At 72.4% G+C, this 18,102-nt stretch carries 24 protein-coding genes; 11 read left to right on the top strand and 13 right to left on the bottom strand.

The window, feature by feature from the left end:
- Positions 1-144: 144 nt before the first annotated feature.
- Positions 145-678, top strand: coding sequence for a peptide deformylase (gene def, locus J4557_RS41970; protein ID WP_208272409.1), 534 nt, complete (start codon positions 145-147; stop codon positions 676-678).
- A gap of 42 nt (positions 679-720) precedes the next feature.
- Here def and J4557_RS41965 read toward each other — a convergent pair whose 3' ends face one another.
- From J4557_RS41965 to J4557_RS41950, 4 genes are all read right to left on the bottom strand, one after another.
- Positions 721-2,334, bottom strand: a complete 1,614-nt coding sequence (locus J4557_RS41965; protein WP_208272408.1) for a CocE/NonD family hydrolase — start codon at positions 2,332-2,334, stop codon at positions 721-723.
- A gap of 55 nt (positions 2,335-2,389) precedes the next feature.
- Positions 2,390-3,859 carry a hypothetical protein gene (locus tag J4557_RS41960; protein ID WP_208272407.1) on the bottom strand — a complete coding sequence of 490 codons (1,470 nt, stop codon included), beginning with the start codon at positions 3,857-3,859 and terminating at the stop codon, positions 2,390-2,392.
- A 180-nt stretch (positions 3,860-4,039) separates the two neighbouring features.
- A complete protein-coding gene (locus J4557_RS41955) occupies positions 4,040-4,642 on the bottom strand; it encodes a DJ-1/PfpI family protein (protein WP_208272406.1) in 603 nt (200 codons plus the stop codon).
- Positions 4,639-5,589, bottom strand: a complete 951-nt coding sequence (locus tag J4557_RS41950; RefSeq protein WP_208272405.1) for a GlxA family transcriptional regulator — start codon at positions 5,587-5,589, stop codon at positions 4,639-4,641. The genes J4557_RS41955 and J4557_RS41950 overlap by 4 nt, the downstream gene beginning before the upstream one ends.
- A 377-nt stretch (positions 5,590-5,966) precedes the next feature.
- On the opposite strand from J4557_RS41950, the gene J4557_RS41945 reads away from it, so the two are divergent.
- A complete protein-coding gene (locus J4557_RS41945) occupies positions 5,967-6,113 on the top strand; it encodes a hypothetical protein (protein WP_208272404.1) in 147 nt (48 codons plus the stop codon).
- Here J4557_RS41945 and J4557_RS41940 read toward each other — a convergent pair.
- Positions 6,097-6,537, bottom strand: a complete 441-nt coding sequence (locus J4557_RS41940; protein WP_208272403.1) for an ATP-binding protein — start codon at positions 6,535-6,537, stop codon at positions 6,097-6,099. The genes J4557_RS41945 and J4557_RS41940 overlap by 17 nt on opposite strands.
- A 166-nt stretch (positions 6,538-6,703) precedes the next feature.
- On the opposite strand from J4557_RS41940, the gene J4557_RS41935 reads away from it, so the two are divergent.
- Positions 6,704-7,498, top strand: coding sequence for a phosphotransferase family protein (locus J4557_RS41935; RefSeq protein ID WP_208272402.1), 795 nt, complete (start codon positions 6,704-6,706; stop codon positions 7,496-7,498).
- Positions 7,499-7,531: 33 nt separating this feature from the next.
- Here J4557_RS41935 and J4557_RS41930 read toward each other — a convergent pair whose 3' ends face one another.
- Positions 7,532-8,365, bottom strand: coding sequence for a phosphoribosylaminoimidazolesuccinocarboxamide synthase (locus tag J4557_RS41930; protein ID WP_208272401.1), 834 nt, complete (start codon positions 8,363-8,365; stop codon positions 7,532-7,534).
- A gap of 140 nt (positions 8,366-8,505) precedes the next feature.
- Between J4557_RS41930 and J4557_RS41925 the strand changes: the two genes are divergently transcribed.
- Complete coding sequence (locus tag J4557_RS41925) at positions 8,506-9,237, top strand: SDR family oxidoreductase (RefSeq protein WP_208272400.1); 732 nt, start codon at positions 8,506-8,508, stop codon at positions 9,235-9,237.
- 39 nt (positions 9,238-9,276) lie between these two features.
- Here J4557_RS41925 and J4557_RS41920 read toward each other — a convergent pair whose 3' ends face one another.
- From J4557_RS41920 to J4557_RS41910, 3 genes are all read right to left on the bottom strand, one after another.
- The gene (locus J4557_RS41920) at positions 9,277-9,744 is read right to left on the bottom strand and encodes a DUF4267 domain-containing protein (RefSeq protein ID WP_208272399.1); all 468 of its coding nucleotides are present in this window, start codon (positions 9,742-9,744) and stop codon (positions 9,277-9,279) included.
- Between the two features lie 91 nt (positions 9,745-9,835).
- Positions 9,836-10,222 (bottom strand): VOC family protein, encoded by a 387-nt coding sequence (locus J4557_RS41915; RefSeq protein ID WP_208272398.1) that lies wholly within the window; start codon positions 10,220-10,222, stop codon positions 9,836-9,838.
- Between the two features lie 126 nt (positions 10,223-10,348).
- On the bottom strand, positions 10,349-10,699 hold the full coding sequence (locus tag J4557_RS41910; RefSeq protein ID WP_208272397.1) for an antibiotic biosynthesis monooxygenase family protein: 351 nt from the start codon (positions 10,697-10,699) through the stop codon (positions 10,349-10,351).
- 131 nt (positions 10,700-10,830) lie between these two features.
- On the opposite strand from J4557_RS41910, the gene J4557_RS41905 reads away from it, so the two are divergent.
- Complete coding sequence (locus tag J4557_RS41905; protein ID WP_208272396.1) at positions 10,831-11,412, top strand: TetR/AcrR family transcriptional regulator; 582 nt, start codon at positions 10,831-10,833, stop codon at positions 11,410-11,412.
- A 16-nt stretch (positions 11,413-11,428) separates the two neighbouring features.
- On the opposite strand, the gene J4557_RS41900 is transcribed toward J4557_RS41905, so the two are convergent.
- The gene (locus J4557_RS41900) at positions 11,429-11,896 is read right to left on the bottom strand and encodes an Lrp/AsnC family transcriptional regulator (RefSeq protein ID WP_190855830.1); all 468 of its coding nucleotides are present in this window, start codon (positions 11,894-11,896) and stop codon (positions 11,429-11,431) included.
- A 106-nt stretch (positions 11,897-12,002) separates the two neighbouring features.
- Between J4557_RS41900 and J4557_RS41895 the strand changes: the two genes are divergently transcribed.
- Positions 12,003-13,034, top strand: coding sequence for a Glu/Leu/Phe/Val dehydrogenase family protein (locus tag J4557_RS41895; protein WP_208272394.1), 1,032 nt, complete (start codon positions 12,003-12,005; stop codon positions 13,032-13,034).
- Positions 13,031-13,588 (top strand): DinB family protein, encoded by a 558-nt coding sequence (locus J4557_RS41890; RefSeq protein ID WP_243777213.1) that lies wholly within the window; start codon positions 13,031-13,033, stop codon positions 13,586-13,588. The genes J4557_RS41895 and J4557_RS41890 overlap by 4 nt, the downstream gene beginning before the upstream one ends.
- 77 nt (positions 13,589-13,665) lie before the next feature.
- Here the strand turns inward: J4557_RS41890 and J4557_RS41885 are convergent, their stop codons facing one another.
- Positions 13,666-14,163, bottom strand: coding sequence for a Uma2 family endonuclease (locus tag J4557_RS41885; protein WP_307800514.1), 498 nt, complete (start codon positions 14,161-14,163; stop codon positions 13,666-13,668).
- 99 nt (positions 14,164-14,262) lie between these two features.
- Here J4557_RS41885 and J4557_RS41880 point away from each other — a divergent pair, with 99 nt between their 5' ends.
- The 3 genes from J4557_RS41880 (at position 14,263) to J4557_RS41870 (ending at position 16,212) form a co-directional block, all read left to right on the top strand.
- On the top strand, positions 14,263-14,838 hold the full coding sequence (locus J4557_RS41880; protein ID WP_208272392.1) for a GNAT family N-acetyltransferase: 576 nt from the start codon (positions 14,263-14,265) through the stop codon (positions 14,836-14,838).
- A gap of 63 nt (positions 14,839-14,901) precedes the next feature.
- On the top strand, positions 14,902-15,048 hold the full coding sequence (locus J4557_RS41875; RefSeq protein WP_208272391.1) for a hypothetical protein: 147 nt from the start codon (positions 14,902-14,904) through the stop codon (positions 15,046-15,048).
- A 642-nt stretch (positions 15,049-15,690) separates the two neighbouring features.
- Entirely contained in the window at positions 15,691-16,212 is a 522-nt protein-coding gene (locus tag J4557_RS41870) for a hypothetical protein (RefSeq protein ID WP_208272390.1), read from the top strand.
- 17 nt (positions 16,213-16,229) lie between these two features.
- On the opposite strand, the gene J4557_RS41865 is transcribed toward J4557_RS41870, so the two are convergent.
- Together J4557_RS41865 and J4557_RS41860 are read right to left on the bottom strand one after the other, a co-directional pair.
- The gene (locus J4557_RS41865; protein ID WP_208272389.1) at positions 16,230-16,442 is read right to left on the bottom strand and encodes a DUF397 domain-containing protein; all 213 of its coding nucleotides are present in this window, start codon (positions 16,440-16,442) and stop codon (positions 16,230-16,232) included.
- Positions 16,433-17,233, bottom strand: a complete 801-nt coding sequence (locus tag J4557_RS41860) for a helix-turn-helix domain-containing protein (RefSeq protein WP_208272388.1) — start codon at positions 17,231-17,233, stop codon at positions 16,433-16,435. The genes J4557_RS41865 and J4557_RS41860 overlap by 10 nt, the downstream gene beginning before the upstream one ends.
- Positions 17,234-17,401: 168 nt before the next feature.
- Between J4557_RS41860 and J4557_RS41855 the strand changes: the two genes are divergently transcribed.
- Positions 17,402-17,797, top strand: coding sequence for an ATP-binding protein (locus J4557_RS41855; protein WP_208272387.1), 396 nt, complete (start codon positions 17,402-17,404; stop codon positions 17,795-17,797).
- The last annotated feature ends 305 nt before the right edge of the window (positions 17,798-18,102 follow it).

The raw sequence follows: 18,102 nt of genomic DNA, 5'->3' as shown, positions 1-18,102 counted from the left end.
TTGATCAAAATCACGCCCGGTTCGGTGCTGGTATTTCTGCACGGTCGTGCGAAAGTCGTGCCGCCGCGGACCCGGCGCCCGCCCTTGCGCGCCGGGCCCGGGGAGGATGGGACAGGATGGTCACCGAGCGCGAAGGGAGATCGGATGGCGGGACGGGTGCGGCCGATCACGCTGGTCGGGACGCCGGTCCTGCACCGGGCGTGCCGGCCGGTGCAGGAGTTCGACGCGGCGCTGGCGGAGCTGGCCGACGACATGTTCGCCAGCATGTACGCGGCGGAGGGCGTGGGCCTCGCCGGCAACCAGATCGGCGTCGATCTGCGGATCTTCGTCTACGACTGCCCGGACGAGGACGGCGAGCGGCACAAGGGGACGGTCGTGAACCCCGTGCTGGAACTGCCGGACCTCGCGGACCGGCGGCTCGACGACGACGAGGAGGGGTGCCTGTCGGTGCCGGGCCCGCACGCGCGCGTCGCCCGTCCCGACCGCGCCACCGTGCGCGGCTTCGACGTCGAGGGGAACCCGGTGACGGTCGAGGGGACGGGACTGCTCGCGCGCTGCCTTCAGCACGAGACCGACCACCTCGAAGGCAAGGTCTACATCGACCGCCTCTCGGCCCGCGCGCGCAAGAAGGTCCTCAAGGAGTACGAGGCGCTGCGCGCCGCCGCCGAAGCCGAGTGAGTCGGGCCGGGTGAACCGGCCCGGTGAGTAGCGCCGGGTGGGTCAGGGCGCCCAGACGGGCAGGTGCAGCGCCGACGGGTGGCCCGCTCCGCGCAGCACCTCGATCCGGACGCGGCGCGACGCGACGGCCCGCCCGGCGGGTTCGCCGCGCCCGTGGTTGCGGGCGAAGCGCGGGAACGCGCCGCCCGCGAGCATGACGCGCGGGCGGTGCCCGCGCCGGAACCGGTAGCCGGTCGGGTGCATCTCGATCTCCGCCCGGACGGTCTCGCCCGGCCCGGCGTCGATGCGGAGCATGCCGTCGGTGACGTTGCGGGAGGCGCCGTCCGGGCCGACGTCGCAGAGCCGGACGAACAGGTCGGCGTGGCCGGTGTCCGTCCGGACGTGGAACGCCGCCGAGACCGGGCCGATCAGGTCGAGGCGGCGGTCGAGGCGGGCGCCGGTCAGCACGGCGACGTCGCCGCGCGCCTCGATCCGCCCGTTGTCGCGCTGCCCGCCGCGTCCGGGCGACAGCAGCGGCCCGCCGGTGGACGGCGTCGGGTCGAGCGGGTCGTAGGTGAACGCCGCCGGGTCGAGCGGGGCGGACGGCTCGTCCCAGGTCAGGCCGTGGGAGAGGTACAGCGGCACCGGGGTGGTCTCCGGCGGCGGCCACTGCTGGAAGTCGAGCCAGCGGTCCGCCTTCTGCAGGTAGAGCCGGACGGGTGCGCGCCGCAGTTCCGCCGCGTCCCCGTGCAGGTGCGCGTTCAGCCAGGAGACCTGGTCGGCGAGGAGGGCGCGCAGCGCCCTGGCGTCGTGGCCCCAGGGGCCGATGGTGATGCGGGCCTGCCGTCCGGCGGCGTGCAGGGCGGCGAAGTCGCGGAGTTGGCCGCGCAGGAACAGGTCCCACCAGCCCGTCACCATGCTCGCGGGCGAGGTGGTCGCGGCGACGCCCGCGCTGTGGTCGGTCTCCCGCCAGAACGCGGCGTTCTCGGCGTTGCCGGTGACCTCGCGCAGGAACGACTCGGCCCGCCCTATCGCGGCGATGTCGGACTCGCCGACCGGCAGGTGCCGCATGGCGTGCCTGACGCGCCGGTTGTGCAGCGGGCGCCTCCGGTCGTCGCGCGTCCCCATCAGCGACGACCACACCAGCGTGTTGTGGAGGGCGAGCGCGCCGCCCGGGTAGAAGGAGCTGACGAACTCGGACGCGGTGATGCCGAGCCCCATCGCCTCCAGGGGCGGGTCCGCGTACGGCGCGATCGCCCATTGCGTGTAGCCGAGGTAGCTCGCGCCGGCGGTCGCGACGCGCCCGTCGCACCACGGCTGGGCCCGCACCCACGCCAGCGTCGCGAGGCCGTCGTCCCGCTCGTCGTGGAACGCGTGGAACTCGCCGCCCGACCCGTGTATCCCGCGTACATTCTGTATGACGACCTGGAAGCCGCGCCGCGCGAGGACCCCGGCGAGCAGCCGCACGAGCGCCTGCCGCTTGCCGTACGGGGTCCGGACGAGCACGGCGGGCAGCGGTCCCGCGCCGCGCGGACGGTACAGATCGGCGACCAGCACGGCGCCGTCCGGCATGGGGACCCGCAGGTCGCGGGCGATGCCGACGTCCACGGCCGCGGCATCGGCCCCGGTCCGGGGCAGCCCGAGGAAGCGGTCGGCCAGCCGGCCCGCCATCGACATGCGCAACCTCCGACGAAGGGGACCTCCACCGTCCCACGACCCCGCGGGAGCGGGGTCAGAGGGCGGCGAGGCGTTCGTACTCTTCCAGGACGCGCGCGAACTCGCCGGTCGGCAGCTCGCAGGCGTGGCCGTCCAGCCAGAGGTGCTCCAGCCGGACCGTCCGGACGTCGAGCCGCAGATGGCAGGCGTTCCCCGTGTGCTCCCACCCGGGACGCGCCGCGCGGACGACGTCGAGATGGTGCCGGTGGCTCTGCACGTCGTGCAGGAGGAACGCCGTCAGGACGTGCGGCGCGCCGCTCACCGCGCGGGCGGTCCCGGCGGCGCGCGAGGCCGCCCCCTCCAGGTCCACGCCCGATTCGACGAGTTCGGGGAAGAACACCCGGACGTGCTGCGCGACGCCCTCCGCCTCCGCCGGCGCGCACGGCAGCCGCACCACCGCGTCCGGGTCGGCGTAGCCGTGCACGGGGACGCCCGCGAGGAACGACGCCCACGCGCCCGGGACGGACGCGAGGAACCGGGCGCGGGTCAGCGCGTCCCGCAGGTCCGGGACCAGCCGGTCCGCGTCGATGCCGCGCGGCATGAAGGTCTTGGTGCCGCCGCGCAGCCGCCCGCCCGCCTCGTCCAGCACGGCGAGGTCGGCCCAGCACGCGCCCGACCCGGTGCCGAGGACGCCGTGCGGGAGGCAGGCGTCGGGGTGCGGGGTGAGGCCGGCGACGTCCTCCAGCGTGGCGCGGGGCGTGCGGACGAGCGCCCAGCCGCGCGTCCGGCGGGACGTCCCGCCGAGCGCGAGCACCGCCGCCACCGGCTCGTCGCGGCCGGGCGCGGCGGCCCGGTGCGAGTCCGCGTGCGCCTGCCGGAACACCGCGACGACCTGCCGGAACGTCTCGCCGTCGAGGCACAGGTAGGCGCCGCCCTCGCCCTCGATGGTGGCGATGCCGTCCGCGACGCCGACCCGGAACACCCGGCCCGGCCACGTCACGGCGGCGTCCGGGCGGCCGAGCTCGGCGAGCATCCAGTCCAGCCCGAGGACGAACTCGGCGTCGCCGAGCAGCCCGGCGAGCGGCTCGTTGCCCGGCGCCGGGAGGCACGCGACCTCGCCCGGCCCGCCGACCCGGAACGCGACGGGCAGCTCCCGGTCCGGGGCGAACCGCTCCGTGCCGGACTGGAGCACGCCTTCGAGCATCTGCCGGTGCCGCACCGCCCCGACCTGCTCCAGGTACTCCTCCAGGCAGCGCAGCAGGACGCCCGGGTCGAGGTCGCAGGACGACCAGCCGCCGACGTCGCGCAGGTGCACGACGGCGCCGTCGTAGTCGAGCCGGTGGAAGCGGTAGAGCTCCTGCCAGGGGTGGGGCCCGCCGGGTCCGGCCGGCCCGGCGCTCAACCGTCCCTTGGTCCGGATGATCGCGGCGACGTCCTCGCCCAGGTCGTTGAGCAGGAAGTCGCGCAGCGGGGCGTGCGCGGGGTCGGTCTCGACCGCGACGCGCACGCCGTCACCGCGGATCCGCACCGGAAGCGCCATCGCCATTCGCGTGATTATGCCGATAAGCGAAGATCATCACCGGTATGGCTGAATGTTCGATCCCGATTCGGGACCGGCGCCGTGCCCGGAGCGGGCCCGGAGCGGGCCTGGAGCAGGGCCGAAGCCGGCCCCGAGCAGCGGCCGGAGCGGGCCTGGAGCAGTGGCCGGAGCGGGCCTGGAACGGGGCTAGAGCGGCTCGTCGGCCATGTACGGCGGGGCCGGCTCGTACTGGATGTGGCGCCGCACCGTGCGCGCGTGGTCGCGCCCATGGATGCGGCCGACCAGCCACAACGCCATGTCGATGCCCGCCGACACGCCCTGGCTCGTGACCAGGTCGCCGTCCACGACGTAGCGCGCGTCCCGGACGACCGTCACGTCACCGCGCGCCTCCAGCTCGTCCTCGTGCGTCCAGTGCGTCGCGACCCTGCGTCCCCTGGCAGGGCCCGCCGCGTGCAGGAGGAACGAGCCGGTGCACACGCTCGACACCCAGTCGGCCCGCTCGGCGGTCTTCGCGATCCAGCCCGTCAGCGCCGCGTTGCCGATCTGCGTCACCCGGGCGCCCCGCCCGCCCGGCACCAGCAGGACGTCCAGCTCCGGATGGTCGTCGAACGTGCAGTCCGGCACGACCCTCATGCCCTTCGCGCAGCGCACCGGCCCGGTCCGCTCCGCGATCAGGACCGCCCTGTCGCCCTCGCCGCGCTGCGCGGCCGACGCGGTGAGCACCTCCCACGGCCCAACGAAGTCCAGCTCCTCGGCGTCCTCGAACACCAGCAGCCCGTAGGTCGTCATGCGTACTCCTTCGTCCCTCGGAATCGGTCCCGGTAGTCGGACGGCGCCACGCCGACCCGCCGGTGGAACGCGCGCCGCAGCGTCTCGCCCGTGCCGAACCCGAGCCGCCGCGCCAGCGTCTCGACCGGCTCGTCGCCCTCCGCCAGCGCCCGCCGCGCCGCCTCGATCCGCACCCGCTCCACGTACACCGACGGCGGCACCCCCATCTCGGCGGTGAACCGGCGCTGCAGGTGCCGCGGGCTCAGGCCCGAGCATTCGGCCAGGTCGGCGATGCTGTGCCGGGCGCCCGGATCGGTCTGCACGGCCGTCACCGCGACCCGGATCGGGTCGGACGCCGGCTGCGCCGACCACAGCGGCACGCTGAACTGCGACTGGCTGCCCGGCCGCCGCAGGAACATCACCAGCTCCCGCGCGACCGCGTGCGCGGCCTCCCGCCCGTGGTCGTCCTCGACGAGCGCGAGCGCGAGGTCCATGCCCGCGGTGACGCCCGCGGACGTCCAGACCCGCCCGTCCCGGACGAAGATCGGGTCGCAGTCGACGCGCAGCGCCGGGTACTCGGCCCTGAGCTGCGCCTCGCGGCCCCAGTGGCTCGTGACGCGCCGCCCGTCGAGCAGCCCGGCCTCGGCGAGCAGGATCACCCCGCTGCACACGGCCGCGACCCGGCGCGCGTCCCGCGCCGCGTCCGTCACCCAGCGGACCAGCGCCGGGTCCTCGCGGGCCCGGTCGACGCCGCTCCCGCCCGCCACCAGCACCGTGTCGAACCCCTCCGGCGGGAGGCCGCCGACGCCATGGGAGGCGACGACGGGCAGCCCGCTGCTGGACGTCACCGGTCCGGCCTGCGGCCCCACGACCAGGCACTCGTACCGCCCGGTCGCCTGCATGACCTCGTACGGACCGGTCAGGTCCAGCCCCTGGAACCCGTCATAGATCACGAATGCGACGCGCATGACTCCAGGCTGCGGCCCCGCCCGTCATGGCGTCAACGACACGTACCCCACAGTTCGCGACACCCCCCTCGCGGCTCGTTCCGCGGCCCGCGCCCGTACCGCGCGTTTCACGCTCCGCCGGAAAAAAGGAGTTGACGCCATTACCGGCCTCAGGCATGATCATCAGCATGGAGCTTTGATACCTTCACGGTCGAGCCGCCCGCGTTCTCGCCGGGCCCGCTCCCGCTCTCCGCGCCGAAGGCGACATTCCGCGAACATCCTCACTGGTCGACGCATACCCGCGTGACCAGCGGAATCGCCATGCCTTCGGCCTTTCATCACCCTTTCACGGCACCCTTTCACGGCTGCGATTCGACATGCCCGGAGGTGGTTTCTCCATGCGCGCCAACAACCTCGAGAACGTTCCCTTCCCCACGAAGAAGAAGCTCAAGAAGAACAAGACCGACTTCAGGTCGGCGACGTTCGCGAACAACCGCCGCGGCACCGGCCGGATGCCGGCCCGCCAGTTCAACCGGGGCCGCTGACGGCACCCCGGCCCCGGGCCCACGCGTCCGGGGCCGGGAACTCCGCCCACACCACGGTCCGCGTCCCGTCCGCGCGGTATCCCCACCGCGCGGCGAGCGCCTGCACGATCCGCATCCCCCGGCCGGTCTCCGCGCCGGGGTCGTCCTTCACGTACGGCCGCGTCCCCGCCGCCCCGTCGTCGGCGACCTCCAACCGCACCGCCCCCGGCACGGCCGCGACCGTCACCGTCACGAGGCCGCCCTCCAAGCCCGACGCCGTGTGCGTCACCGCGTTCGCGACGGTCTCGCTGGCGGCCATCACCACATCGTCCCGTCCCGGCAGGTCCGCCAGGAGGCCGCGGACGAACGCCCGCGCGCGCCCCACCGACCTGCCGGTCCCGGGCAGCGTGACCGTGCCGAGCACCACGAGCCCTCTCCCGCCCACACCACCGCCTCCCCCGTACCGGCCACGGCCGGCGACGCGGCCGGCGGTTCCGAGCACGTCCTCGACGCCCACGCAGACGGCCCCCCTCGCTCCGAAAGCAGCCCGTCACCGCCCAGTACGTCTCCGCACCCGCCCCCCGTTCACTCCCGCCGGTACGCTCCCCGCCATGCCGACCACCCACGTCGTCGAGCTGGGCACGGCGACCGTCACCAAGCGGTACCGCTCGTGGGACCTGGGGCAACCGGAACGCGAATGGCGGGCGCTGACCCTGCTCGCCGAGCACGCGCCCGCCCTCGCACCCGAACCCCTGCGCTACGCCCCGGCGGAGACGCCGCCCAGCGTCACCATGTCCCGCCTCCCCGGCGAGCCCCTCTCGGCGCCGCTCACGGACGCGCAGCTCACCGGGCTCGTCGAGGCGATGACCGCCTGCCAGAGCGCGATCCCCGCCGCGGACCTCGCCGCCCTGCCGCCGCGGCTCCTCCATCCCCTGGACGCGTTGAAGAAGCTCCGCGCCTGGTCACAGCGGGTGCCGACGCCCCCGGACGGCCCGGCCGCCGCCGCCCTCGACGGCGCCCGCGACTGGCTCGGCCGCCCGCACCTCGACACCGTCTTCGCCGCCGAACCGCCGCCCGTCCTCGGCACCGGCGACGGCAACCTCGCCAACGTCCTGTGGGACGGGTCGCGCGCCCGGCTGGTCGACTTCGAGTTCTCCGGACGCGGCGACCGGGCCTACGAGCTCGCCGAGGTCGCCGAGCACGTCTCCGCGAAGAACGTCCTGGCGCCCGGCGACCTGCTCGACCGGTTCGAGCTGACCGCGTCCGAGAAGATCCGGCTGCCCGAGTGCCGGCGCCTGCTGGCCGTCTTCTGGCTGCTCGCCCTGCTGTCCGACGATCCGGACCGTCCGCGCAACCCGCCCGGCACCCTCGTCCACCAGGCCGAGCACCTGCTGACGCTGCTCTGAGCCGCGCGTCGGACCGCCCTCTCAGGACCGCCCTCAGGACTGCCAGGGGCGGCCGGTCAGGCGCTCGTAGACCTCGATGTAGCGGGCGCGGGTGGCGTCCACGACGTCCTGGGGGATGGCCGGGCCGGGCGGCGTGCGGTCCCAGTCCAGGGTGCTGCTCCAGTCGCGGACGTACTGCTTGTCGTACGAGCGCTGCGGGCGGCCCGGCTCCCACTCGTCCGCGGGCCAGAAGCGCGACGAGTCGGACGTCAGCACCTCGTCGGCGAGGACGAGCGTGCCGTCGGCGGCGCGCCCGAACTCCAGCTTCGTGTCCGCGATGATGATGCCGCGCTCCGCCGCGATCTCGGCGCCCCGCTTGTAGACGTCCAGCGTCACGTCCTTCAGCCGCGCGGCGGTGTCCGCGCCGATCTCGGCCACGACGTCGTCGTAGGTGATGAACTCGTCGTGCCCCTCGGACGCCTTCGTGGTCGGCGTGAAGATCGGCTCGGGCAGCTTCGACGCCTCGACGAGCCCGTCCGGCAGGGCGATCCCGGAGACGGTGCCGCCCTTCTCGTACTCCTTCAGGCCGAGCCCCGCGAGGTAGCCGCGCGCGATCCACTCGACGGGCAGCATCGTCAGCCGCCTGCACCGGATCGCCCGTCCCGCCCACTCGTCCGGCACCCGCGTCGCCGAGATCACGTGGTTCGGCACCACGTCGGCGAGCTGCTCGAACCACCACAGCGACAGCTGGGTGAGGATCTTCCCCTTGTCGGGGATCAGCGTCGGCAGGACGACGTCGTACACGCTCACCCTGTCCGACGCGACGAGGATCAGGTCGTCCCCGTCCGCGTAGACGTCCCGGACCTTCCCCGAGTGCAGCAGTTCCACGCCGTCCCCCTCAACTCCGCCTCACGAGTGCTCCCGCCAATGATCCCAGCAGCGGCTCCCCGGCCGTCCGCGTGGGTGCATCCCTCCCAGGAGAAGCGCACCTCTCGTCCCGTCCGGCGGGCGCTGCGACGCTTCCCGGCATGAGTACTGACCAGCACGAATCCAAGGTCGTCCTCGTCACCGGGGCGAGCAGCGGCATCGGCGCGGCCACCGCCGCCCGCCTCGCCGCCGAGGGGCACCGCGTGGTCGCGGGCGCCCGCCGCACCGGCCGGCTGCGGGACCTCGCCGCCCGCTCCCCCGGCGTCCTGCACCCCGTCCCGGTGGACGTGACGGACCGCGACGACGTCCGCGCCTTCGTCGAGGCCGCCCGCGACCGGTTCGGCCGCGCGGACGTCCTCGTCGCCAACGCCGGGGTGATGCCCCTGTCGCGCCTCGACTCCCTGCTCGTGGACGAGTGGGACCGGATGATCGACGTCAACGTGCGCGGCCTGCTGCACGGCATCGCCGCCGCCCTGCCCGTCTTCACCGAGCAGGGGTCGGGGCACTTCGTCACGGTCGCGAGCATCGGCGCGCACCAGGTCGTCCCCACCGGCGCCGTCTACTCCGGGACGAAGTACGCCGCCTGGGCGATCACCGAGGGGCTGCGCCAGGAGTCCGACCCGTCGATCCGGGTGACGACGGTCTCCCCCGGCGTCGTCACGTCCGAACTCGCCGGCACGATCACCGAGCCGGGCGCCGCGGCGGCCATGCGGGAGTACCGCGCCCACGCCATCGAGCCGGACGCCATCGCCGCGGCCGTCTCCTACGCCCTGGCGCAGCCGCCCGACGTGGACGTCAACGAGATCGTCGTCCGCCCCGCCCGCCAGCGCTGACGCCGAGGGGCGAGGCGCGGTCCGCCCCGGCCGGTCTGATCAGTTCGCTGTGCGGAGCGGCACGGAATCGGACGTCGGCGCCGTGCCGGTGATGCTCGCCGTGCGGTGCCGGTCGTCCGCGACCGTACGGGTCTCGCGGAGGATCAGCAGGCCGATGATCGCGATCAGCGCCGAGGTCAGGCCGTGGATGCCGAACGCGGCGGCGAGGGGGCCGCGGTGGGCCAGGACGTTGATCATGTCGCCGAACGGGGCGACGGCCTCCATCAGCAGGACCCAGCCCAGCGCGCGGCGGTGGCCCGTCAGCAGCAGGATGCCGATGACCAGGCCCATCGCGAATTCCCGGGTGCCCTTCATGATGAGAAAGCCGTCACCGCCGCCGGCGCGCCATTCCGGCAGGCCGACGCCTTGGGTGGACGCCTCCGGGGCCAGGATGAAGGACAGCCCGAGATAGAGGACGAACAAGGCGCAGACGGCGACCAGGACGGTATTGACGTTCTTCAGCGACATGGCGCTTCTCCTTCGACGTTCGGAAACGGGGCAGGGCAGGGCAGGGCGTGGCGGGGCGGACGAGATCGGCCCGCTCGGGGCGCCGTCGGCCTCACGATCCGGCGTCGCCCGGGGTGAGGATCTCCATGAGATGCCCGTCGGGGTCGTGGAAGTAGGTGCCCCTGCGGCCCTTGATGTGCTTGCCGTGATAGATCCGCCCGATCTCTTGGCATGCGGGATCGCCGTAGTGGGCGATCCCGCCGTGCCGGATGCGGGCGAGGGCGGCGTCGAACTCCTGCTCGCCGAGCATGAACGCGTAGTGGTGCGGCTCGAAGTCGTCCAGCCGGTCGTAGTCGAGGGTGACATGGTTGGCCAGCGTGACCGGTGTGAAGTGCGCCAGCGGCGGATCGACGGTCAGGCCGAGAATTCCGGCCAGGAACCGCGCCGAAGCCTTCGGGTCACGGGCGGGGACGATGGTGTGGTTCAGTTCCACGGTCATGGGGACTCCCTTTCTGGGACGGGGCTGCGCGGGGGCTCGCGACGGCCTGGCCTGGTGCATGGATGCGTGACCTTCCGGGGGACGGCAGGGCGTCTCCGGCTGCCCTCCCCGGCTGCGGCCGCGGTGTCAGGCGTCGATCTGCTCGAAGATGTGCGGGTAGGACACGATGTCGTCGGGGAACTCGGCGGCCATGCGCTGGAACTCCGGGCTGCCGAACGCCGCGGCGAGTGCCTCGGTCGACTCCCAGACCGCGACGTTCATCAGAAGCCGGCTGCCCGCCGTTCCCTTGTGCATCCGCAGCGAGACGAATCCCGGCTGCGCCTTCATGAATTCGGCCTGCCTCCGGAAGAGGGGCAGGAACGCTTCGGCCCTCTCCTGCGGGACGAGGAAGGTGTTGGCCAGGACGATGGGTCCGGTCTTCTCGGTGAACTGGGCGAACATCGGCGTGCTCGGGTCCAGGCTCTTCAGCTGGGCCATCTTCGGTACTTCCTCTCGCCGTGGGTCGTCGTGCCGCGCGACTCCGCCAACGCTTGTTGGCAAACGCTTGTTGGCAAACGTAGGTCGCGCGATCGTGGATTGTCAACAGGCGTTGGCCTACACTCGTTGGCATGACGGGCACCACGGAGAACCAGCAGGCCGCACGGCGTTCCGACGCCACCCGGGCCGCGATCCTCGCCGCGGCCCGGGAGCGGTTCGCGGCGGACGGCTACGAGAAGGCGACCATCCGGGCCATCGCGCGCGACGCGCGGATCGACCCGTCGATGGTGATGCGGTACTACGGCAACAAGGCGTCCCTGTTCGCGGCGGCCGTCGCGATCGACCCCGGGCTGCCGGGCCTGCCCGTCGAACCGCGCGAGGACCTCGGCCGGACGCTGGTGCGCCACTTCCTCGCCCTGTGGGAGGAGAACGAGGGGCTCACCGCGCTGATACGGGTCGGCGCCACCGACCCGGCCGCCGCCGAGCGCATGCAGACCGTGCTGCGCGACCAGCTGATCCCGCTGGCCCGCCAGGTGGGCCCGGAACCGGAGCAGGCACCGGCGCGCGCGGCGCTGTGCGCCTCGACCGTGCTGGGGCTCGCGCTCACGCGCTACGTGCTGCGGTTCCCCGAGAGCGTGGCGCTCGGCCGCGAGGAGATCGTGGACTGGCTCGGGCCCACGATCCAGCGGTACCTCACCGCGCCCACGCCCTGAAGAACCCGCCCCGGGGTCAGGCGGGCGGGGACGGCAGGCGCGCGGGGGTGCGGTCGGCGACCTGCTCGAAGATCATCGACGACCGGAAGCCGGTGATCTCGCGGCGGCCGGCGAGCCGGTCGACGAGGAAGGCGTGCAGGTGGTCGAGGTCCTGGACGGCGACGTGCAGCAGGAAGTCGTCGTCACCGGACAGGACGAACACGCGGAGCACCTCGGGCAGGCCGCCCGCGAACTCCTTGAACGCGTCGATCGCGGTGCGGCTGAGCGGCCGCACCTGGATCGACACCAGCGCCTGGACGCGGCGGTTGAGCGCGGCGGGGTCGATGTCGGCGTGGTAGCCGCGGATCACGCCCCGGCGGGTGAGGGCGCGGACCCGCTCCAGGCACGTCGAGGGCGCGATCCCGAGCCTGCGGGCGAGCTCCCGGTTGGACTGCCGCGCATCCGTCTGGAGAAGCCGCACGATCTCCGAATCAAGTTCGTCCACGCCCCGGAACGTAGCACCAAAATCAACCATTCGTTCGGTACATCTGTTCGCCGACAAGCATTTGCCTGATTCTGTGTGAGGAAGATGTGCGTTCGGAGGGGAAACGATGTTCGAGCACGAACAGGTGGTCATGCGGACCGGCCCGCGCACGGGACTGCCGGTGTTCATCGCCGTCCACTCGACGGCCCTCGGTCCGGCCGCCGGCGGCGTGCGGATGTGGCGGTACCCCGGCTGGCGGGACGGCCTCGCCGACGCCCTCCGGCTGTCGGCCGCGATGACCGCGAAGTTCGCGGCCGCCGGGTTGTCCAACGGCGGCGGGAAGACCGTCGTGGCGCTCCCCGAGGGGACGGAGCTGGACGCGGCCCGGCGGCGCGACGCGCTGCACGACGTCGGCGACGCGATCGCCGCGCTCGATGGGGCGTACTCGGGCGGGCCCGACGTCGGCACGTCGCCCGCCGACATGGCGGTGATCGGCGAGATCACGCCACATGTCTTCTGCCGGCCCGCCGAGGCGGGCGGCAGCGGCGACTCGTCCCCGCACACCGCGGACGGGACGCTCGCCGCGCTGCGCGCAGCCGCCCGCCACCTGTACGGCACCCGGAGCCTCGCGGGCCGCCGCGTCGGCCTGATCGGCCTCGGCCGCGTCGGCGCGCATCTCGCGGGCCTGCTCGCGGCGGAGGGCGCCGAGCTGACGGTCACCGACATCGACCCCGGCAGGCGGCGGGCGGCCGAAGCGCTCGGCGCCGCCTGGACCGGTCCCGACGAGATCCTCGGCGCGGACGTCGACGTCCTCGTCCCCGCCGCCCTCGGCGGCGTCCTGTCCGAACGGACCGTGCCGCGGCTGCGCTGCCGGGCCGTCGTCGGGCCCGCGAACAACCAGCTCGCCGCCCCCGGCGTGGCGGACCTGCTGCACCGGCGCGGGATCCTGTGGGTGCCCGACTACGTCGCCAGCGCGGGCGGGGTGATCCACGCGGTCACGGCGGAGCTGCACCGCCTCGGTCCCGACGAGGCCCGGGCCCGCGTCGCCGCCATCGAGGACACCGTCACCGGCCTGCTCGACACCTCGTCCCGCCTCGGCCAGAGCCTCGCCGAGGCCGCCGACGCCCTCGCCCGCCGCCGCGTCGAGGCGGCGGCATGAGCGGCATCGCACGGTCCAGAAGAGCCGAGTTCTTCGCAGCCGACGGCGACGGGGACAGGTTCGCCTTCCCGGCCGTGGGCGACGAGCGCCGCATGCTCCTCGACGTCCTCGCGTCGCAGCGGGCCACGCTGGAGCTGAAATGCGCGGGCCTGGGCGCGGAGCTGGCGCTCCGGGCCGTCGAGCCGTCGACGCTGTCGCTGCTCGGGCTCGTCCGGCACCTCGCCGACGTCGAGCGCCGCTGGTTCCGGCAGGTGCTGGCCGGGCACGACGCCCCGCCGCGCTTCTCGTCCGCCGCCGACCCGGACGGCGACTTCGACGGCGCCGTCCCGGACCCCGGCGTGATCGCCGCCGCCTGGGACGCGTGGCGCGACGAGGTCGCCTTCGCCGGCGCCTTCACGGCCGCCGCGCCTCACCTCGACGTCGAGGGCCGGGACGCCTGGCGCGGGACGGTCTCGCTGCGCTGGGTGCTCCTCCACATGATCGAGGAGTACGCCCAGCACAACGGGCACGCGGACCTCCTCCGCGAGCGCATCGACGGCGCCCGCGGCAAATGACCGCAGGGTCATGACACGACCTGCAGGAACACCCAGCGATCCTCCGGCCCCTCAGCGGACCCGTGGACGACCCGGTCTCAGCGCTCGCGGACGGCCTTGAGCTCGATGTCCAGGTCGAACGGCACGGCGAGGGCGATCCGGTCATGGTGCACACCGCTCGCGACGTATGCGCCGGTGGCGTCGTCCAGTTCATATGTGTAGACCGCGAACGCCGGTGCGGTCTGGTCGGTCTCCACACGCCAGTAGTGCCGGATCCCCGCCTCCGCGTAGAGCGCGGGCTGCGTCCGCCGGTCCTTGCGCTTGGTGGACGGCGACACGACCTCGGCGACGAGAACGACCAACTCAGCCGGGATCGGACGCTCGTAGACGTCATGGACGGCGGAGTACACAACGATGTCGGGAGCGATCTCGACCGGCTCCACCTCGTCGTCGTCGAGGAGGACGTCCACGTCGGTGTCGACCTGCCAGGCATCGGGGGCGGCGTCCTCGATGCGAGTCGCCAACCGCCGCGCGATGCGCTGGTGAATCGGACGGCGGCGCGCCCTCACGACGAGTTCTCCGTGGACAAGGCTCACGCGCACCGGCAGGTCTTCCGGCGGGCGGCGGGCACGGCAGCGCGTCGTTCAGGAAGTAATCCGTTTTGTGTGTCACCACGGCTCTGTCAGCATGAGCCCATGCGCCACCCACTCGACACGCTGGACTGGCCGATCTCCACCGACCGGCTGCTGCTGCGCCGGGCCTCCCCCGACGACCTGGACGCGACCTGGACCTACCGGCAACTGCCGGAGACTCACGAGTGGGTCGGGGCCGCCACGACGACGTACGACGGCTACCGTGAGCGTTTTCTCCGCGAGGAGCGGCTCACGGACCTGCTCGTCGTCGAACTGGACGGCCGGGTGATCGGCGATCTGACGCTGCAGGTCCAGGACGCTTGGGCCCAGGAGGAGGTCGCCGACCAGGCGAAAGGCGTCCAAGCAGAGCTCGGGTGGACGTTGGATCCCTCCTACGGCGGCAAGGGCTACGCCACCGAAGCGGTACGCGCCCTCATCGACATCGCCTTCGGGAGGCTCGGCCTGCGCCGCCTGCACGCGGAGTGCTTCTACGACAACGAACCTTCGTGGCGGCTGATGGAGCGGGTGGGGATGCGCCGCGAACAGCACACGGTGAAAGACTCCCTCCACCGCACCAAGGGATGGCTCGACGGTCTCTCATACGCGATCCTGGCCGAGGAATGGGCCGCTCCCGAGTGATCCACCGCCCCGCTGTCCAGGTCCGGCGCGGCAACGGCCGGGCCCGAACCGTCCACCGACACCGTGAACCGCAGCCGGCACCGGCTCCAGAACACGATGCGCGGCGGCCCCGTCAAGCCCAGGCGCAGGAAGCGCTGGATCGCCGCCGGAGTCGGGCTCACAGCCGCGGCGGCCGCGGTCGTCTCCGATCTGTCGGCGCCGGACGCGTAGTAGGAGCCGGTCCTGTCCGGGCGGCAGGTCATGCTCGCCGCCGCGACCACCGCGGGGTCCAAGCCCGCGAGCTCCGGCAGGTACTGGCACACCAGGTGGGTCGAAAAGCTGGGCAGGGTCACCCAGGTCTCCGAGTGGTGGACGCGGCGCGACGGCAGCACGTGGCTCAGCGTCGCGCCGGGCCTGGTCAGCCGCGTCGAGAAGCGGTCGCTGATCAGGGTCGCCGACCTCGGCTTCGCCCACATCCAGCGGCTGCCGACCGATCCCGTCCAGCTTAAGGCCGCGCTGCTCCGAGCGCCGCTCCGGGCGCCCGGGACCAGCCGCAGATCACCACCATCAACCTGCTCAAGGATCTGCTGGCCGCGACACCCGCCCCGGCGAAGGTCCGCGCCACCGCCTACCGCGCCCTCGCGGCCATGCCGCACATCGACAACCTCGGCCGGATGGCGGGCGGCTACCGGCTCAAGATCTAGTACATGAACGAGCACCTCAAGGCCCAGAACCACTGACCTGGGCGACAACGGTCTCCCTCGACACCGGGACAACCACCCCGGCCGTCGAGGGAGACAAGTCCGGCCACCGAATCCGGCAGTCCTTTTGCGGCCACGATTCCGCACCGCATTCCGGCCGATACGGCGTTCAATGAACCTTGTGATCGTCTTTAACGTCTTCCTGTACGTCGTGCTGCTGGGCGTGTTCGCCATGGGCCTGTTCGGCCTCGTGACCGGCATACGCGACCGCGACGGCACGGTAGCCGGCGGCGTGCTCATGATGCTCGCCGCCGTGGGCATCGGCTGGGCGATGACCTTCGTGGTGAAACAGGAGCACCAGCTCATGACCAGCCAGGTCAGCGCCTCTGACGCGCTGCGGTGCACCGCCACGGTCCTCAAGGTGAGTGACGAGCGCTCGACCATCAACGACGACCGCGTCTACCGGTTCCACGTGCGAGTACAGACCCCTGGCGAGGCCCCGTACGAGACGGACAGCACGGCGGCGGTGTCGCCCATGATCGCCGGCGCCATCGGCGCGGGCAAGACCGGATACGCGTGCCGGGCCGATCGCCACCACCCCAAGAAGGTGCAGATCCTCTGGAACCATCCGACGGCGGGAGGCGGAGTTCCCGCGCCGCAGCACCGCACGACGGAAGTCCGAAAGCCCGCATAAGGGCGACACGCCACGACTCAACGCACCCGGCCACCGCCATCCGGTGACCACCGCTCGACGCTCGTCAGGAACTCCGCGAACGCACGCCGGTCGAACACCAGCCTGGGACCGTCCGGGTCCTTGCTGTCTCGTGCGACGACGGCATTGGGGAGAGCACCAAGCTCGACACACTGCCCGCCGTTGTTGGTGCTGTGGCTGCTCTTACGCCAGGAAATGTTGTTCAGGTCCATCTCTCCGCTACCACCCTACGGATAATCTCCATGGACTCTCGCACGGAATGAGCGTTGGCCCGCAAGGAGCATAGCGATTCGGAAAGTTTCGCCACGTCCCCGACGCCCGCCATCGTGAGACCGCGAATCGCCGTCTCCACATAAGCTACCTCGCTGCGGTCCGCCATGGTCGCGAGCACGAAGGAACCGGAGAGGCCCTCGTGCACCGCGCACGGCACGATCTGCACCGTGAGGCGTCTTCCCTGCACCTCGATCAGATGCTCTAGCTGCTCTCGCATGACTCTGTGATCGCCGACTTCGCGGTAGAGGACGGCCTCGTCGAGGAGAACAGCGAGGGCTGGCGGAGCCGGATCTTCTCGCAAGAGGATGCTCTGCCGTGCCATGCGCGCCTCCACTGCCGCCTTGTCTTCCAACAGGGCCATCGCGTAGTCGGGAGTCTGCAGCAGGCCATCGACCACGGATATCTGGAAGGCTTGGAGCATCGCGGCGTCGCGTTCGATGGCGGGCCAGTCGAACCAGGTGGGGTAGGCGGCGTCCTGGACGAGGTCCTTCCAGAGCCGGGCGAGGCACCCGTCTGCGCCCACCAGCTCGTCCAGCTGCTGCGCGAACTCCTCGGTGCAGCGGGTCTTGCCCACCTCGATCTGCCCGATGTACGAGCCGCTGACGGGGAATCGCTCGCCGAGACGGTCTTGACTGAGCTTCATCCGCTCGCGGTAGTAGCGCACCTGGTTCCCGAACGCGATGAGCGTCGGGCTGATGGCCTGCGAGTTGTGGCGAGCCTTCCGGACCATGTCGCATCCTCCCGCAACCGTTCCGCGCCGCCCGGCAAGGAGCGGCGAGCGATCGCCAACCTCACCAGGCGTGATTACGCGAATGAACTCCTGTTGTCACGCAGAGTGTTGCTCATGCGCTTCGCTGGTGCCTGCCGAATCCGAAATCTGTCAGGGAGGGCGGGCGATATGTCCCTGAATGCCATGACGCCGGACGTGCCGACGCTGGTGTTGGAGCCGGATGATCGGGCTCCGAGGCTGGCGCGGCGGTTCCTCGCGGAATGGTTCCGCGAATGGGGCTCGCGCGACGACTACATCGGACGCGTCCTGGTGAGTGAGCTCGTCACGAATTCGTGCGTGCACGGCGAAGGTCCGGTCGTGGTGCGGGTGTTCCGGGACGAGCGGGACGGCGGCGCCGTGATCGAGGTGTGGGACGGCGGGGACGGGCGTCCGGTGGTGCGCGCGGAGGACGTGCAGGCCACGTCCGGGCGCGGCGTGTTCATGGTCTCGCAGCTCGCCCTCTCGTGGGGAACGCGGCCGCTGGTGGAGGGCGGAAAGGTCACGTGGGCGAAATGCGGCCTCTAGGGGGTCGTGCTCTTCGGCGGCGGCTCGCGGCCGGCCGGGCGCGGGCCTTTCGGCCGGCGCCTCCGAGACAGGGCGAGGTTCTGTTTCCCCGCGGCGGTCCGGAATCGCGGATGGAGGCGGTCGGTGCGCTTCTCACGTGCCGGTTGTTCTCGGGTCGGTAATGCGGCGTCCCGGCAGGGGGCCCGGCGCGAAACAAGGAGGTACGGCGATGGGCAAGCACGACAACAATGACGACACGCACCGGCCCGGGCAGCCGATTCCCCCGGACAGGAAGGACGACGACAACACCGGTGGCGGCGGGAAGA

The organism is Actinomadura nitritigenes, assembly GCF_017573545.1.
In the GTDB taxonomy this organism is placed as follows: Bacteria; Actinomycetota; Actinomycetes; order Streptosporangiales; family Streptosporangiaceae; genus Spirillospora; species Spirillospora nitritigenes.
The sequence above is the reverse complement of the archived record's forward strand: the minus strand, read 5'-3'. Positions and strand labels throughout refer to the sequence as shown.

Bases quoted from the DNA above. Each gene is read 5' to 3' on its own strand.
- def (WP_208272409.1), top strand. From the start codon at position 145: ATGGCGGGACGGGTGCGGCCGATCACGCTGGTCGGGACGCCGGTCCTG.
- J4557_RS41965 (WP_208272408.1), bottom strand. From the start codon at position 2,334: ATGTCGATGGCGGGCCGGCTGGCCGACCGCTTCCTCGGGCTGCCCCGG.
- J4557_RS41960 (WP_208272407.1), bottom strand. From the start codon at position 3,859: ATGGCGATGGCGCTTCCGGTGCGGATCCGCGGTGACGGCGTGCGCGTC.
- J4557_RS41955 (WP_208272406.1), bottom strand. From the start codon at position 4,642: ATGACGACCTACGGGCTGCTGGTGTTCGAGGACGCCGAGGAGCTGGAC.
- J4557_RS41950 (WP_208272405.1), bottom strand. From the start codon at position 5,589: ATGCGCGTCGCATTCGTGATCTATGACGGGTTCCAGGGGCTGGACCTG.
- J4557_RS41945 (WP_208272404.1), top strand. From the start codon at position 5,967: ATGCGCGCCAACAACCTCGAGAACGTTCCCTTCCCCACGAAGAAGAAG.
- J4557_RS41935 (WP_208272402.1), top strand. From the start codon at position 6,704: ATGCCGACCACCCACGTCGTCGAGCTGGGCACGGCGACCGTCACCAAG.
- J4557_RS41925 (WP_208272400.1), top strand. From the start codon at position 8,506: ATGAGTACTGACCAGCACGAATCCAAGGTCGTCCTCGTCACCGGGGCG.
- J4557_RS41920 (WP_208272399.1), bottom strand. From the start codon at position 9,744: ATGTCGCTGAAGAACGTCAATACCGTCCTGGTCGCCGTCTGCGCCTTG.
- J4557_RS41915 (WP_208272398.1), bottom strand. From the start codon at position 10,222: ATGACCGTGGAACTGAACCACACCATCGTCCCCGCCCGTGACCCGAAG.
- J4557_RS41910 (WP_208272397.1), bottom strand. From the start codon at position 10,699: ATGGCCCAGCTGAAGAGCCTGGACCCGAGCACGCCGATGTTCGCCCAG.
- J4557_RS41905 (WP_208272396.1), top strand. From the start codon at position 10,831: ATGACGGGCACCACGGAGAACCAGCAGGCCGCACGGCGTTCCGACGCC.
- J4557_RS41895 (WP_208272394.1), top strand. From the start codon at position 12,003: ATGTTCGAGCACGAACAGGTGGTCATGCGGACCGGCCCGCGCACGGGA.
- J4557_RS41890 (WP_243777213.1), top strand. From the start codon at position 13,031: ATGAGCGGCATCGCACGGTCCAGAAGAGCCGAGTTCTTCGCAGCCGAC.
- J4557_RS41880 (WP_208272392.1), top strand. From the start codon at position 14,263: ATGCGCCACCCACTCGACACGCTGGACTGGCCGATCTCCACCGACCGG.
- J4557_RS41870 (WP_208272390.1), top strand. From the start codon at position 15,691: ATGAACCTTGTGATCGTCTTTAACGTCTTCCTGTACGTCGTGCTGCTG.
- J4557_RS41865 (WP_208272389.1), bottom strand. From the start codon at position 16,442: ATGGACCTGAACAACATTTCCTGGCGTAAGAGCAGCCACAGCACCAAC.
- J4557_RS41860 (WP_208272388.1), bottom strand. From the start codon at position 17,233: ATGGTCCGGAAGGCTCGCCACAACTCGCAGGCCATCAGCCCGACGCTC.
- J4557_RS41855 (WP_208272387.1), top strand. From the start codon at position 17,402: ATGTCCCTGAATGCCATGACGCCGGACGTGCCGACGCTGGTGTTGGAG.